This window comes from Hassallia byssoidea VB512170, assembly GCF_000817785.2.
In the GTDB taxonomy this organism is placed as follows: Bacteria; Cyanobacteriota; Cyanobacteriia; order Cyanobacteriales; family Nostocaceae; genus Hassallia; species Hassallia carrinoi.
Genome location: NZ_JTCM02000076.1, coordinates 14,680 through 31,363, shown reverse-complemented (window position 1 = coordinate 31,363; position 16,684 = coordinate 14,680). Strand labels below are relative to the sequence as shown.

Here is a 16,684-nt window from a genome sequence, read left to right as displayed (position 1 = left end):
CAGGCTAGTTGCCTCTAATTGTGGTGCGATCGCTGGCAAAGATGGTAGTAGCTTCACTTATACCGGACGTGGTGGTTTACCGGATAGCCCTGACGATCCCCTGACTAGTGATGTAGTTTGGTCGGATACACGCTTAACCAATATCCGTAGCAGAGAGAATATCTCTACATCTACTTCAAAGCCAAAAAAACAAACAGCATCGGGCCCAAGAGCGATCGTATTTGCCACTGGTTGGGTATTCAATAAAGAAGGCGAAGTCACCCTAATTGCATCACAAAGCGAAACAGCCAACTTTATCGGTACGCCTACTACCTGCCAAAGCGAAACAGTTCCATTAGGAAATAATCTTAATAATCCCAAATAAGCTAGTCTAAACTCATAAAAAATATAATACTTAACATTTCATAATGTAATTATAGGAAATTTTCGACAATTTTCCTTTATAATTAATAACTGAATATATGCACAATTTCGCCAACTAAGTATGGAGAGGGCGGCTGTTAGTCCAATAACTAATGGGGTTTTAGTCGCACCTTTATTTTTATGAAATCCCTTTACAAACAAAGATTGTGGGCAAAACTATTATTTGTAGTTTTCGGGTTGTCTTTCCTGATTCCTTTTACAACCGCAGAAGCTCGAATAACATTTAAAGCACCAGAAGGTCTACAAGCACCTGGCAGACGCACAGCAGGTGGCTCGCGAGCTCCGCAAGAGAAAAGTTGCTCTTCCGGGCAAAATCCTCTAACTGCTGTAGTCCCCAACTCTAACATAGGGCGAACAACACAAGCAAATCCTACTTTCTTTTTCTACGTACCGCAAACTTCTGCAACATTAGAGCTTGTATTGCAGGATCGAGATAAAGAATACAAGCAAACCTATAAATCAAGTGAAAAAGGTGGAATAGTCAGTTTTCCCTTTAATCAGGCTTCACTGGAAGTAGGTAAGGTGTATCGTTGGTCGTTCTCAATAGTTTGCAACCCTAAAGAACGCTCCAAAGACAAGTTTGTCGAAGGTGCGATTATGCGCGTTAAAACAGAACCTCAACTAGCGAGCAAGCTAGCAACAGCAAGTCCTCAAGAGAGTGCCAATCTTTATGCAGAATTCGGCATTTGGCAAGATAGCGTTGCTAGTTTGGCAAAGTCGCTTTCCTCCAATCCCAATAATGCGGAATTAAAAGCAGAGTGGCAAGCATTGCTAAGTTCAAAGAGCGTAGGTTTGGATAATTTGGTCAATGAACCGTTGCTCCCAGGTCAGTTAAAACCTGAAGTTATTACAACCAATCAAAGCAATTAAAAAGCAAGGATGTTTGTAAAGCCACCTTGAATAATCAGTTGAAAAGAGACACTTATTTTTGTAAGCTGTCTATTTTTTTGCGTTGCTGAACACAAGTCAATTGCCTTCCATTGTCAAGCAATCCTAAGAATTTGAAGATTGCTTAAGATTGCTCTACGCACTTTTACGCTCTTGCAACCATACACACAAAGCAGCGGATGAACCATAATATCATGTCCGGTTAATTAACACTAATAAAAATATCGTAACCAACGCTCATAGACGTTCAGTCCGGAACGTCTCTACAATATATGTAATAAGCCTGTCATGGTATAAGTGCTTAGGTAAAGGTGATGTGAGCGAGAATTTATGAAGCTTTACAAGATTTTATTTTATATTTGCCCTTATTTTTGATACTTTCAGAATATGGCGGGTTTCACTCATGTTAGACACGATTCGGACAGTGCGCCTCATGCATAGATCTGTGATGCTTCATGAATATTCCAAAATAAGCCTGTCCATTTTTGGCTCTTGTTTAGCCCAAGGGTGAGGCAATGGACATGGGGCATGGGTAATGGGGAATGGGGCATGGGGCATGGGGCAATGGGCATGGGGCATGGGGCAATGGGCATGGGTAATGGTAAAAAACGCACTCTCAATTCCCATTAGCCATTCCCCCTTCGGGTTCGCGCCTTGCCGGCACGAGGGAAACCCTCCCGCAGCGCTGGACTCACCATTCCCCATTCCTTTCTCCAGGAATGTAGCTTTTCCATCAAATGACCGATGCGTAATCCTTTACTATGTAGTAGTACTTTTCCTTATGGTCTAGTTCGATTTACAGAAGTCAAAAGTGAGTTCCTCTGGCAAAATTAGATACTATAACTATCTTTTGTCGGAACAACTCGGTGAAACATCAACTTGAATCTAACGCCGCTTAATTTAGCTGACAGAGATATTTACTTTAATTATGTTGTTGTTCTTGATTTGCAATATAAAAGGACTGTGTTATGTGTGGAGCAACTAGATTATGAAGAAAAAAATCCTTGGCGTTGCACCACTGCTAACCGCCACTCCTGTAGTAGGTCAAGCTAGAATTCAACCTGCACAAGCCACTCAGGTTTACGAAAATTCGTTCACCAAAGATTTTCAAGGCTATGAAAATAGTCCTAACAGCGGCGAGCATAGTTTGTCGGTGATTCTTATTTTAGTTGGAGTTGGCTTAATTTTTGGCTCCACCGTTAATTCAGTTTATAAAGCCCTGAATCCGGGCAAGCCATCTGCAACAACAGCAGATTCTGTGCCTATACCAAAAAAGGAACATAAAAGTAAGGATTCAGTTGGTATTGCGTCCGTTACTAAACAGAGCCATACTGCTGCATACGTTGAACAAGCTCGTACCTTTTTTAAACAAGGAGACACTCAAGGAGCGATCGCTCAATTCAATAATGCAATTCGTACTCGTCCAAATGATGCTTACCTTTACACTGAACGCGCTAACTTGCGTCGCAAAAATCTAGAAGATAAAGACGGAGCACTTGAAGATTACACTCAAGCGATTAATCTTCATCCAGACAACCCGCTGTTTTACCTTTGGCGCAGTCAGCTTTATTATGAGATCGGCGATAAGTTAAAAGCAATGACAGACTATAACACAGCTATTCGTCTAGCTCCTGAAGGTAGAATGTATCACTCTTTTCAAACGAACGGAAACTCATTAAGACGCTGAATGTAATTAAAATAGGCACGAGCCAGTTCCTACAGCCTGATTTAACAATCAGCGTAAAGTTACGTTAATTTTCCGCGCATTTGATTATCGTGCGCTCCTTATTTGCGTTTTGTGATCGTAAAATCTTCGGAGTTTGGAAAAAACAGCCGCAGTCAATGAAAAATTTGACAGTCTTATTATCCTCCCAAAGATAGATAATTCCAACATTTTTCACCAAACGTTTGTTTTCCTGAGAAAATACTGTAGGTATTATTTTTAATTAGTTCTGAGAAATAATTGCCCAAGGTTACGGTTACAGGTGAGATTACTGAAATATCGTAGGAGAACCTGACTGATATGGCTATGGGCAGAAAACAGGGATGCGCGAGTTTGTCTTGGGTAGTAGTTTTAGGGCTAGCAGGAGCGCTGAACGCATCTGCAAACGTGCAAGCTCAACAAGTAGTACCAGATACCAGCTTACCAGTTAACTCTGCGGTTACAGTTAACGGTAATAACTTTACAATTAATGGTGGAACTCAAGCAGGGGTAAATTTATTCCACAGCTTCAGTGAATTCTCTGTTCCCACCCTAGGATCGGCTTTTTTCAACAATGCCCAGACGATACAAAACATCATTAGTCGGGTAACTGGTTCGTCTGCATCTAGTATTGACGGGATTTTGGGGGCAAATGGTACAGTTAATCTATTTTTACTCAATCCCAATGGAATTGTTTTTGGACCGAATGCCAGCTTGAATGTCGGGGGATCGTTTGTAGCAACTACAGCAAATGCAATTCAATTTGGCAATCAAGGTTTTTTTAGTGCCTCAAACCCGAATAATCCTGCTTTATTGACAGTAAATCCTTCCGCGTTGTTCTTCAATCAAATTGCTGCTGCATCAAATCCGAATATCTCAACCACCGCTACTAATCTAAGTGTTCGTGATGGTCAGGGTTTGTTTTTAGTAGGTGGCAACATCAACATCGATAGCGGAAGACTAAACGCTTTTGGTGGTCGAGTGGAGTTAGGAGGATTAGCAGAAGTAGGAACTGTAGGCTTAAATTTGAGCGGTAACAATTTGAGTTTGAGTTTTCCGGATGCAGTAACGCGAAGTGATGTGTCACTGACCAATGGCGCTATAGTTGATGTGAGTGCTGGCAATGGTGGTAATATTGCCATTAATGCAGCCAAAGCGATCGTATCTGGTGGTGCTAACTTAATTGCCCATACCTCCGGACAAGGAAATGCAGGTAGTATCGCGATCGCTGCTAGTGATGACATTTCTATAAATGGCAACAACACAGCTTTGGGTAGCCAAGTGTTGAATGATGCCACAGGCAACGGTGGCACGATTACCCTAAATGCACCAACAGTAAGAATATCAGATAATGCGGCTTTGATAGCCGACTCACAGGGCAGAGGTAACGGTAGCAAAATTGCCATTAATGCTGCCATTGTGACGGTATCTGATGGTGCTAGCATGACAGCAAACACTTTTGGACAGGGAAATGCAGGTAGTATCGCAATTACCGCTAGCGATGACATTTCTATAAATGGAGATGGAACAACTTTAGGTAGTAGCCAATCATCAAGGGATGCCACAGGTAACGGTGGCACGATTACCCTAAATGCACCAAAAGTAATGGTATCTGGTGGTGCTAACATAGTTGCCCATACCCTTGGACAGGGAAATGCAGGTAGTATCGCGATCGCAGCTAGTGATGATATTTCTATAAATGGCAACAATACAGTTTTAAGTAGCCAAGTGTTTCCTCTTGCAGTGGGCAACGGTGGCACGATTACTCTGAATGCACCAAAAGTAACGGTATCTGGTGGTGCTAACATAGTTGCCCATACCTTTGGACAGGGAAATGCAGGCAGTATCGCGATCGCTGCTAGTGATGACATTTCTATAAATGGCAACAACACAGCTTTGGGTAGCCAAGTGTTTCCTGATGCAGTGGGCAACGGTGGCACGATTACTCTGAATGCACCAATAGTAAGAATATCAGATAGTGCCGCAATAATAGCCGACTCACAGGGCAGAGGTAACGGTAGCAAAATTGCCATTAATGCAGCCAAATTGACGGTATCTAATGGTGCTAACTTAGCAGCAAACACTTTTGGACAGGGAGATGCAGGCAGTATCGCAATTACCGCTAGCGATGACATTTCTATAGATGGGAGAAATACGGCGTTGGGTAGCCAAGTGTTCGCCAATGCTACAGGCAACGGTGGCACAATTAACCTAAATGCACCAAAAGTGACGGTATCTGATGGTGCTGCTTTGATTGCCAATACCTCCGGACAGGGAAATGCAGGTACTATAACAATCGATGCCGCCAATTCTTTGTTGATAGATGGGCAAGGCACGGGTGTGGGTACTCAAGTGTTGGGCGATGCCACAGGCAACGGTGGCACGATTAACCTGAATGCACCAAACGTAACGGTATCCGGTGGTGCTGACATAGTTGCCAATACCGAGGCAAAGGGAAATGCAGGCACTATAACAATTGATGCCGCCAATCTGTTGATAGATGGGCAAGGCACGGGTTTAGGTACTCAAGTGTTGGGCGATGCCACAGGCAACGGTGGCACAATTAACCTGAATGCACCAAACGTAACGGTATCCGGTGGTGCTGACATAGTTGCCAATACTGAAGCGCAGGGAAAGGCAGGCACTATAACAATTGATGCCAAACAAGTATTTGTGGATGGACAAGCAAGCGACGAACAACCTCATGGTATAGGCAGCGCCGTGTTTGGGTCAGCTAGTGGAAATGGCGGACAGATTGTCATTAACACAGGGTCGCTTAATCTAACTAATAACGCTCTACTAATTGTTAGCAGCATTGGACAGGGAACTGCGGGAGAGATAAAGATTGACTCTCGCTCTATTGAACTCGATAACCAGTCAGGTATTCGAGCAACAACTGCATTTGGTAATGGTGGAAACATTTCCCTAACAGCCAGAGACTTATTACTGCTACGTCGAGGTAGTCAAATTTCTACTAATGCGGGTACAGAGCAAGCCGGCGGTGATGGGGGCAACATAACCATCAACACGCCATTTCTCATCGCTGTACCTAATGAAAATAGCGACATCTCCGCTAATGCTTTCAGTGGCAGAGGTGGCAGAGTAGACATTACTGCAACAGGTGTATATGGGATTGAGTCCCGTCCCCAACCAACCTTAGAAAGTGACATTACTGCTAGTTCTACATTAGGTGTTGCTGGTGTCGTCGAAATTAACACCCCAGATGTAGACCCCAGTCGTGGATTAATCGCCCTACCCGCGCTTGTAGTAAATTCACCAGAGCTGGTTGCCTCGGAATGTAATGCTTTTATCGGCAAAGAAGGTAGTAGCTTCACCGTCACCGGACGCGGTGGTTTACCCCCCAGTCCTGATGATTTCCTTAGCGGTGATGTGGTGTGGTCAGATACTCGTAATCTCGCTACCGCAAGCAGTGTATCTAATTTGACGTTATATCGACGCGGTTTGAGAGCCTCAACTTCTGCTGCAATTTTGCCCAAAACAAAAGAGCGCATTGCGATCGTACCTGCTACTGGTTGGGTATTTAACAATAAAGGCGAAGTAACGCTGATTTCTAATGTTAGTACTACTGAGCGTTTTGGGTCTAATAATGACACCTGCCTAAGACGCTGAACTTTAATATTTCATCATTTTTAACAAAAAATAAAAGTTTCTGGGAATATACTGTAAGTATCAAGTGAATGGGCGAGAAGAACTCGTAGTGAGCGGTTTACCGCTCAAATATTCGGATTTAAGGACTGAAGTCCTTACTACGTATAAAAAGTGAAATTACAGATAGTAGGATTGAGGCTCTATGGCTGGAAACTGGAGACACGGTTGCTGGCAGTTGGGGTTGGTGGTGGTTTTGGGAGTGGAAGCAGCGATCGCCTCCACTGTCAAAAATTGCGTCTACGCTCAAGTATTACCAGACACCACTTTACCCGTCAATTCTACGGTTTTTTCTACTGGTAACAACTTCACAATTAATGGTGGAACTCAAGCCGGGGGAAATTTATTCCACAGCTTCAGTCAATTCTCTGTCCCTACTAACGGTTCGGCTTTTTTTAACAATGCCCAAACGATACAAAATATCATCAGTCGGGTAACTGGTTCGTCTGTATCGAATATTGACGGTATTTTGCGGGCAAATGGTACGGCTAATTTATTTTTACTTAATCCTCAGGGGATTGTTTTTGGACCCAATGCGAGATTGAATCTCGGCGGTTCATTTGTCGCAAGTACAGCAAGTAGTTTAAACTTTGCCGATGGCACTAAATTCAGTGCAACAACACCTGAAAATGCACCCTTGTTAACAGTCAGTGTTCCCATTGGCTTGCAATTTGGCGAAAATCCCCAAAGAATTCTCGTGCAGGGTAATGGTCAAGGATTGAGGAGGATGGAAGATCCTATAATTGATACGCAGAATGCTCTGCGAGTGCAACCCAATCAAACTTTAGCCTTGGTAGGTGGTAATGTAGCGCTAGAAGGTGGAACGCTAAAGACAGCTGGAGGACAAATTGAAATCGGCAGTATCGCTGCACCGGGTTTAGTAAGTTTAATTCCTACCAGCAAAGGTTTTTCTTTGAACTATGATAACGTCAGCAGCTATGGAGACATTCAACTATCCCGTGCGGCAGCAGTAGATGCTAGCGGATCTGGTGGTGGTGATATTCAATTGCGCGGTAGACAGGTGACGTTACAAGGTGGTTCCCAAATTGAATCGAGTACATTAAACACTGCACCTGGGGGAACCTTGAAAATAACTGCTTCAGAGTTAGTAGAAATAAGTGGCTCAACAGCAGATAATCCCCAAGATAATCGTCGGTTTCCTAGCTCATTGTCTACTGACAATCGAGAAGCCGGAGAAATTCCTGGAGAATTGACAATTAATACCAGACAATTAATTGTCCGGAATGGTGCAAGAGTTTCCGCGAGTACTTTACGCGCCGGTAATGGTGGAAATATCAATGTAAACGCTTCTGAATCTGTGCAACTGATTGGTACTGGTATCTCCCCAGGTGGACTGCGTTCTAGTGGATTGTCTGTTCAGACTCGCGGTGCGGGAAATGCCGGAAACTTAACGATTAATACCAGACGCTTGATTATTAAGGATGGGGCAGAAGCATCAGCTTCTACTTTTGGTAGAGGTAACGGAGGTGTTGTCAGCGTCAAAGCTTTCGATTCAGTTGAAGTAAGTGGCACTTCCGCAAATGGTCAGCTTCGCAGTCGATTAGTTGCTGGAGTTGGCAATCCAGCAGATATACTTAGAGAAGGCTCTCCTCCCCCAGTTTCGGCTACGGGAAGAGGAGGAAATCTGGCGATCGCAACATTCAATTTGAATGTTACAGATGGTGCGATCGTTGCGGTAAGTAGTAGAAGCACTGCCCCAAATGCCCAAGGTGCAGGCAATTTACAAGTAAATGCCAAAAATATCCGCCTGAATAATCAAGGGGCAATTTCTGCGGAAACATTCTCAGGTCAAGGTGGAAATATTACCCTACAAGTTGAAGATTTTTTACTATTACGGCGTAACAGTCAAATTTCTGCTACTGCGGGAACTGCCCAACAAGGCGGCAATGGCGGTAATATCACCATTGATACACCATTTATAATTTCTGCTCCCCTAGAAAACAGCGATATTACAGCTAATGCTTTCAGCGGTCAGGGAGGGAAAGTTACTATCAATGCTACTGACATCTTTTTTCTAGAATCTTTGAGCCGAGATGAACTTTCGCGGCAGTTGGGAAGAAGCGGCACGCAATTAGATCCAAATCGCCTGCAAACAAATGATATCACTGCTATTTCCCAAGACAACCCCAACTTGAACGGTCAGGTAAATATTAATACCCCAGATATTGACCCCAGTCGAGGATTAATCGCCCTACCCGCAGTTGTAGTCAATTCACCAGGGCTGGTTGCCTCTAACTGTAATGCCTTTATTGGTAAAAAAGGTAGCGAATTTACGATTACCGGACGCGGTGGTTTACCTCTTAGCCCTGACGATTTTCTCAGCAGTGATGTGGTGTGGTCTGATACTCGTTTGTCGGCAATGACGACACAAAGGCAAGACTTGAATACTAGCACTGCCAAGTTTGTTGCTCGTTCTCCAGTTGCGATCGCTCCTGGCGGGTCTTTGACCATCGTACCTGCTACTAATTGGATATTTAACAACAAAGGCGAAGTAACGCTGATTTCTCAAGTATCTGATGCTACTGCTGAACATTTCACTTCTACTTCTGCTACCTGTCTTAGACGCTGAAGTTTCGGAAAAAACGGTAAGTAGATTATTTTTATACATTGGAAAAATTGTTCAATATTATTAACAACAAATTAAAGTATCCGGGAATATACTGAAAGTATTAACTCGGAGACTTCACAGTATAAGTTCGCGCAGAGTTAACACAATAAGCGAGCCAGTCGCAGTCTTGGGCGGCAGCTTTCACCTGGGAGCTTTTCCCAGAAACGTGCCTTCGCTTTGGGTCAATTGCGAACTGGCACTCCCCAGAGGGTAAAATTACAGATAGTGAGGACTGACCGAAAAATTGGGATACAAGCCCCGCCCTTTAACGCCAGTGGAGGGCGGCTTTTTATTTGTTTTGTAGTGTTATGAATAAACACCATAACATTTATTCATTATGCTATGATGCTTCTATGAGCATAACAGTAAACTACGAGTACAAACTCAAACCTAACAGAGCGCAAGTCAAGACTTTTGATGCCTGGCTATTTACGTGCAAAAAAGTCTATAACTATGCGTTGCGCGAACGAAAAGATTGGGTTAAGTCTCGGAAATCACCTGTTAATGCTTGTAGTCTAGTCTCGGAGTATATACTACCGACCGATACACCACGCCCGACTTACTACAGTCAGTGCAAATCTCTAACAGCAGCTAAGAAGAACATAGCTGAACTCACAGAACCACATATCCACGTTTTGCAGCAAACTTTAAGACAGTTAGAAGCTGCTTTTGTGTCGATGTGGGAACGTGGTCATGGCTTTCCAAAGTTCAAAAAGAAAATGCGTTCTTTCGTCTATCCAGACGTTAAACAGAATGCAGTTGAGCCAGGGAGAGTCAAGCTGCCAAAGATTGGTTGGGTAAAGATGAGAATGTCGCGTCCATTACCCGAAGGCTTTATTTTAAAGCAAATTAGGGTAGTAAAAAGGGCATCTGGTTATTTTGTTATGCTTACTTATCAGTTAGGTGTGCAAGTACCAGAGGTTCCAGCACACGGGCATTTTTTAGGAGTAGATATCGGACTAGACAAATACCTAGCTACAAGTGATGGGGAATTAGTTTCTAGACCTCGATTCTTTAATGCACTTCACCGCGAGTTGAAATTACTGCAACGAAGATTAAAGCATAAGAAGAAAGGTTCTAGTAATTGGCTCAAACTTCAGAACAAAATAGCTAGGATTCATCAGAGAATTAACGACACTCGAAAGGACTGGCATTTCAAATTAGCCCATCAGTTATGCGATAAAGCCCAATCGATATTTGTTGAGGATATCAACTTCAAAGCTTGGGCAAAGGGCTTATTTGGAAAGCATACAAGGGACGCTGCATACGGGCAATTCTTCAATATCTTGTCCTATATCTGTTGGAAGCGAGACGTATTCTTTCTTAAGGTAAACAAGGAGTACACGAGTCAAATGTGTCCTAACTGCGGGACGTATACAGGTAAAAAAAGCTTGAGTGAAAGAACCCATTGTTGCAGTAATTGCGGATATACCACTAATAGGGACATTGCCGCAGCGCAAGTGATAGTTCAACGTGGAATCTCTGCTGTCGGACAGCCAGTGGAGTCAAAAATTGCTTCTGGAGGAGTTCTGCCGGGGGTTAGTAGCAATGCTAGTCTAGGTAAGATCCTGTGAGAGAAGAATCCCTGCGGCTAAAGCCCAGGGAGTGTCAAGCTCTATGGCTGGAAACTGGAGACACGGTTGCTGGCGGTTGGGATTGGTGATGGTTTTGGGGGTTCAAGGAGCGATCGCATCTTTTGATTGTGCCCAAGCTCAACAAGTAGTACCAGATGCTACTTTACCGATCAATTCAACGGTGAGTGTCAATGGCAACAACTTCATAATTAATGGTGGAACTCAAGCAGGGGGAAATCTATTCCACAGCTTTAGTGAATTCTCTGTTCCCACCAACGGTTTGGCTTTTTTTAACAATGCCCAGACGATACAAAACATTATCAGTCGAGTCACTGGTTCGTCTGTATCTAATATTGACGGTATTTTGGGGGCGAATGGTACAGCTAATTTATTTTTACTTAATCCTCAGGGGATTGTTTTTGGACCCAATGCCAGATTAAATCTCGGCGGTTCGTTTGTAGCAAGTACAGCAAGTAGCTTGAATTTTGCCGATGGTACTAAGTTCAGTGCAACGACACCTGAAAATGCACCCTTGTTAACAGTGAGTGTTCCCCTTGGCTTGCAGTTTGGCACAAATGCCGGAAGCATCCAAAATCAATCTGGTGTTTTAGTAGTTCAGCCAGGTAATACTTTGGCGCTGGTTGGTGGCGATGTCAGCTTAGACGGGGGAATTATTGGGACTTTAAATGGTCAAGTCGAGTTGGGAGGATTAACAGCACCGGGAATTGTCGGGCTGAATGCTGATAATCTGCGCTTGAGTTTTCCTGAGAAAGTGCAACGAGCTTCGGTATCACTTACCAATGACGCTACAGTTGCTGTATTTGGAGGTGGAGGTAATATTGCTGTCAATGCCCGCAACCTAAATATTTCCGGAGCTAGTCAGATTGTTGCTGCTATACCGCAAGGTGTGGAAGCAGTTGGTAGTAAAGCAGCAAATATAGAGATTGATGCTACTGACACCGTGACACTTGAGGGGACAAGTTCTACAGCATCCCCTAGTAGTATCGCTAATTTTGTACAAGGAGTTGGAACTGCGGGAAATATCTTCATAAACACAGGTTCCCTAAATATTATTGGTAATGCCCTAATAAGTTCTGTGACTCAAGGACAAGGTGATGCTGGTAGCGTGACTATTCGCGCTCTTGATGCAGTTTCGCTGTCAGGAACAAATAGCTCGATATTGAGCGTTGTAGATTCTGAAGGGATTGGCAATGCAGGTGATATTAATATCCAAGCGCGATCGCTTTCATTATCAAACGGTGCCCGAATAGGTTTTGTGACTAACGGACAAGGCGATGCTGGTAGTGTAACTATTCGCGCTCTTGATGCAGTTTCGCTGTCAGGAAGAAATAGTTCGATATTCAGCGCTGTAAAAGACTCAGGGATTGGCAATGCAGGTGATATTAATATCCAAGCGCGATCGCTTTCATTATCTGACAATGCCCAAGTAGCTACAAGTACCCTTGGTACAGGCAATGCGGGGAATATCCAAATTAATACACTTGATAACATTTCTATCAACAACGGGTCTTTAATACGAGCAGATACATTTAGCAATGGAAATGCAGGTAATATCGCGATTCAAGCTGGTGGTGCAGTATCTTTTGATGGCATTGGTTCCTTTGGGGTAACTAGTGGGGTATTCACCTTAGTGGGAACAGGACTAGAATTTCCCGGTACAGGAAAAGGTGGGGACATTAATATTAATGCGCGATCGCTTTCTCTGTTGAATGGAGCTCAACTCAATGCCAGCACCTTTGGACAAGGAGATGCAGGCAGTATTTTTGTCCAAGCTAAGGATTCGGTGTCAGTTGTCGGTGTATCTCCGGTGACTGGGGATGCTAGTCGTTTGACTGCTGCGGTCAATCCGGGAGCCATTGGCAACGCAGGAAACTTGACGATCAATACAGGTAAATTAATGGTTCGCGATGGAGGACAAATATCATCTAGTACTTCAGGTAAAGGAGATGCGGGTAATTTACTCGTCAGAGCATCAGAATTTGTGCAGGCAGAAAATTCTCCAGGTGTTCTCGCAACAACCGGACTGTTTGCTCTAGTCAACCCAACTGGAGAAGGAAACGCAAAAGATTTGACCATAGAGACTGGAACGTTAACTTTGAGAAATGGTGCTCAAGTTAATGCCACCACATTTGGCAAAGGTAATGCAGGCAATTTGAATATTCGCGCTTCGGACATCAACTTAATTGGCATATCACCTCAGGATATGTTTCCCAGTGCTTTGCAAGTACGAGTTGAACCAAAAGCTACAGGTAATGGCGGAAATTTGACGATTGACACTCAACGATTGAGTGTTACAGGTGGTGCAAGAGTCGCAGCAGACACTACCAGCATCGGAAATGCCGGAAATTTGACTGTGCGAGCTAAAGATTCTGTAGAAGTTGTGGGTGCATCTCCGATAATTAAATCTCCCAGTCTTTTGACTGCTGCGGTCAATCCGGGAGCCATTGGTAAGGCGGGAGACTTGACAATTGAGACTGGGCAATTGATTGTTAAGGATACAGCTCAAGTAACTGTAAACAGCCAAGGAACAGGAGATGCAGGGGAATTAAAAATTACGGCTGGTACTATTCGCTTGGACAACCAAGGAAAGCTGATTGCTGAAACAGCATCTGGTAATGGTGGAAATATTTTGTTAAGAGCAAATGACCTGTTAGTGTTACGTCGAGGTAGTCAAATTTCTACTACTGCGGGTAATGATCGAGCAGGGGGCAATGGGGGCAACATAACCATCAACACGCCATTCATCATCGCTGTACCTAATGAAGATAGTAATATCTCCGCTAATGCTTTCAGTGGCAGAGGTGGCAGAGTAAACATTACAGCAAATGGCGTTTATGGCATTCAGTTCCGTCGCCAACCAACTTTACAAAGTGACATCACTGCTAGTTCTCAATTAGGTGTTGCTGGTGTCGTGGAAATTAATACTCCAGATATTGACCCCAGCCGAGGATTAATCCCCCTACCCGCAGTTGTAGTCAATTCACCAGGGCTGATTGCCTCTAACTGTAATGCCTTTATTGGTAAAAAAGGCAGCGAATTTACAATTACCGGACGCGGTGGTTTACCTCTTAGCCCTGACGATTTTCTCAGCAGTGATGTGGTGTGGTCTGATACTCGCTTGGCAGCAATTACCACAAAAAGGCAAGACTTGAATACTAGCACTGCCAAGTTTGTTGCTCGTTCTCCAGTTGCGATCGCTCCTGGCGGGTCTTTGACCATCGTACCTGCTACTGGTTGGATATTTAACAACAAAGGCGAAGTAACGCTGATTTCTCATGCAGCTAATACCGAGCGTCAAGATTTCGGTGCGGCTACCTGTGCGGGTAATTTGTCAAGCTCAAATTGAAAAGTTGAAATAACTCGCTTTCAGAAATTTTACATCTTGCACCTACAGCGATCGCACAACGATTTTTCCATCTGCCACGCGATTGTACAGACGTTGCGGCAATTTGTACAGACGTGACGACAATTTGTACAGATGTTGCGGCGAATTGTATAGATGTTGCGGCAATTTGTACAGATGTTGCGGCAAATTGTAGAGACGTTCGGTCCGGAACGTCTCTACTGGGGCGCGTGGTGCAAGAATTCATAAATGTTAATGTTAAATGTTTCTTCACAGGCGATCGCCTCCCAAAAGTATGATTTTTCAAAATATTTAACAAAAATTCCTTTTATTAGGGAATATACTGTGAATGTCAATAAAGCAGATTGTCCGTATAAATTCGCATAAAGTGAAATCAATACGTGAAATTACAGAAGTACTTTTTACAGAGAGGTGACTCTCAATGACTCAGGCTTGGAAACAGCTATGTATTCGATTGGGATTATTGATGATTTTGGTGGAGGTAGAAGCTTTATCAGTAGCAAACAGTGTTTTGGCACAAACCACAGTAGATACTACCACACCCGAAGCCCAAAGTACTCAGATTCAACCTGGGGAAATTTTAGAGTTAGATGCAATTTCTGTGCCGTTCCCACCAGCATCAGTAAATACCGCTGAACTTCTCCAGCCAATTGAAGCTGCCCAAAACCCACCACCACCACAACCACTACAACTACCACCAGATATTGAGCGTCAACAACGACGACGAAACCAGAATAATTCCCCGGTTGTACCATATATACCCCCCCGACCAGATGAGAATAATCCGCCAACTTTACCAGAAAATATTCCGCCAATCCCACCACCAGAACAGTTGTTTCCTTCACCTGTACCACCTACGCCGACTACTCCAGAAGTAGTTCCCAATCAGTTTTCGGGAAGCATTAGAGTCGATCGCTTTAACGTAGTTGGCAGTACTGTCTTCAGCCCTCAAGAATTAGCGGAAGTTACCAAAGACTTTGTTAATAAATCGATTACTTTTGCTCAACTACTACAAGCTTCGGAAGCAGTTACTAAACTATACCGCGATAAAGGTTACATTACCTCCGGCGCCTTCATCCCCGCTAACCAAACCTTTAGAAGTAGGGGAAGTACCATCACCATTCAAGTTGTCGAAGGTGGTTTGGAAAGCATCCAAGTTAGCGGTCTAAAGCGACTTAACCCTAATTATGTCCGCAGTCGTCTTGCTGTAGCTACTGGCAAACCCCTGAACGTAAATAAACTTTTACGAGCGCTGCAACTGCTTCAACTCAATCCGCTAATTAAAAATATTTCTGCGGAACTCGCAGCTGGGGCAAATGCTGGTAATAGTATATTAGTTGTCAGAGCCAGCGAAACAAAGACATTCACGGCGGAAATTAGCTTAGATAATAATCGTTCCCCCAGTATTGGCAGCTTTCAGCGGCAAATTCAACTCAACCAAGCTAACTTGTCGGGATTGGGAGATAATTTAAATGTTGCTTACGCCAACACTGATGGTAGCAACGATGTTGAGGCAAGTTACACCCTGCCGATAAATGCTTATAATGGAACGCTACAATTTAGCTACAATTACACAAACAGCCGTGTAATTGAAGAACCATTCGATATTTTAGATATTCAAGGAACATCACAAGACTTTTCCATCACATTGCGTCAACCGATAGTGCAAACCCCCAACGAAGAATTTGCTTTGGGAGTAACTGCATCTCGTCGGGAAAGTGATGTTGGTTTTTTGGAATCTGTTATCGGAAGACGATTGCCATTTGATTCTCCCGGTGCTAGGGATGGAGAGACGCGCTTATCAATATTACGCTTTTTTCAAGATTGGACTAAACGCAATAGCCGACAAGTATTGGCAGCGCGATCGCAATTTAGTTTTGGTATAGATGCTTTCGATGCTACCATTAATTCAAATGCACCCGATGGTCAATTTTTCTCCTGGCGAGGACAAGGACAGTGGGTAAGGCTTTTAGCTCCAGATACATTACTCTTAGTCCGTGCCGATGCTCAATTATCAGACAGAGCATTAGTGCCTTTAGAGCAGTTTGGTTTGGGAGGTCAACGCACCGTGCGCGGTTATCGTCAAGATTTATTGCTAGTCGATAAAGCTTTTTTGGCTTCTATCGAATTAAGATATCCAATTTTGCGCGTTCCCCAAGTGGGAGGTGTGCTACAACTTACTCCATTCGTTGATTTTGGCACTGGTTCGGGTGGTACTAGTACAGGGGTTGCCGACGCTCCTAATAACCTCGCTTCAACTGGGCTGGGGTTATTGTGGCAAAGCAACAGAGTCAATGCTCGTTTTGATTGGGGTATACCTTTAGTTTCTGTAGATTCACGTAATAATTCTTTGCAAGAAGATGGTTTGTATTTTTCTGTAGTTTATACGCAACCATTTTGATTTTTGTAAATCAAGT

At 43.6% G+C, this 16,684-nt stretch carries 8 protein-coding genes and 1 pseudogene; 8 read left to right on the top strand and 1 reads right to left on the bottom strand.

Annotation, left to right across the window (positions count from 1 at the left end; genetic code table 11):
• From PI95_RS24570 to PI95_RS24540, 7 genes and pseudogenes are all read left to right on the top strand, one after another.
• Nucleotides 1-364 (top strand): annotated as a pseudogene (locus PI95_RS24570) (hypothetical protein); the annotation flags it as partial.
• A gap of 179 nt (nucleotides 365-543) precedes the next feature.
• A complete protein-coding gene (locus tag PI95_RS24565) occupies nucleotides 544-1,293 on the top strand; it encodes a DUF928 domain-containing protein (RefSeq protein ID WP_052324615.1) in 750 nt (249 codons plus the stop codon).
• Between the two features lie 1,006 nt (nucleotides 1,294-2,299).
• Nucleotides 2,300-2,998, top strand: coding sequence for a tetratricopeptide repeat protein (locus tag PI95_RS24560; RefSeq protein WP_052324614.1), 699 nt, complete (start codon nucleotides 2,300-2,302; stop codon nucleotides 2,996-2,998).
• Nucleotides 2,999-3,334: 336 nt separating this feature from the next.
• Nucleotides 3,335-6,643: a two-partner secretion domain-containing protein gene (locus tag PI95_RS24555; protein WP_163519159.1), complete on the top strand. Its 3,309-nt coding sequence runs from the start codon at nucleotides 3,335-3,337 to the stop codon at nucleotides 6,641-6,643.
• Between the two features lie 181 nt (nucleotides 6,644-6,824).
• A complete protein-coding gene (locus PI95_RS24550; protein ID WP_052324612.1) occupies nucleotides 6,825-9,269 on the top strand; it encodes a two-partner secretion domain-containing protein in 2,445 nt (814 codons plus the stop codon).
• A gap of 392 nt (nucleotides 9,270-9,661) precedes the next feature.
• Nucleotides 9,662-10,882: an RNA-guided endonuclease InsQ/TnpB family protein gene (locus tag PI95_RS24545; RefSeq protein ID WP_039737081.1), complete on the top strand. Its 1,221-nt coding sequence runs from the start codon at nucleotides 9,662-9,664 to the stop codon at nucleotides 10,880-10,882.
• 43 nt (nucleotides 10,883-10,925) lie between these two features.
• The gene (locus PI95_RS24540; protein ID WP_052324610.1) at nucleotides 10,926-14,249 is read left to right on the top strand and encodes a two-partner secretion domain-containing protein; all 3,324 of its coding nucleotides are present in this window, start codon (nucleotides 10,926-10,928) and stop codon (nucleotides 14,247-14,249) included.
• Here the strand turns inward: PI95_RS24540 and PI95_RS24535 are convergent.
• Nucleotides 14,215-14,553, bottom strand: coding sequence for a hypothetical protein (locus PI95_RS24535; RefSeq protein WP_163519158.1), 339 nt, complete (start codon nucleotides 14,551-14,553; stop codon nucleotides 14,215-14,217). The genes PI95_RS24540 and PI95_RS24535 overlap by 35 nt on opposite strands.
• 135 nt (nucleotides 14,554-14,688) lie before the next feature.
• Between PI95_RS24535 and PI95_RS24530 the strand changes: the two genes are divergently transcribed.
• A complete protein-coding gene (locus PI95_RS24530; RefSeq protein WP_236117179.1) occupies nucleotides 14,689-16,668 on the top strand; it encodes a ShlB/FhaC/HecB family hemolysin secretion/activation protein in 1,980 nt (659 codons plus the stop codon).
• Nucleotides 16,669-16,684: the final 16 nt, after the last annotated feature.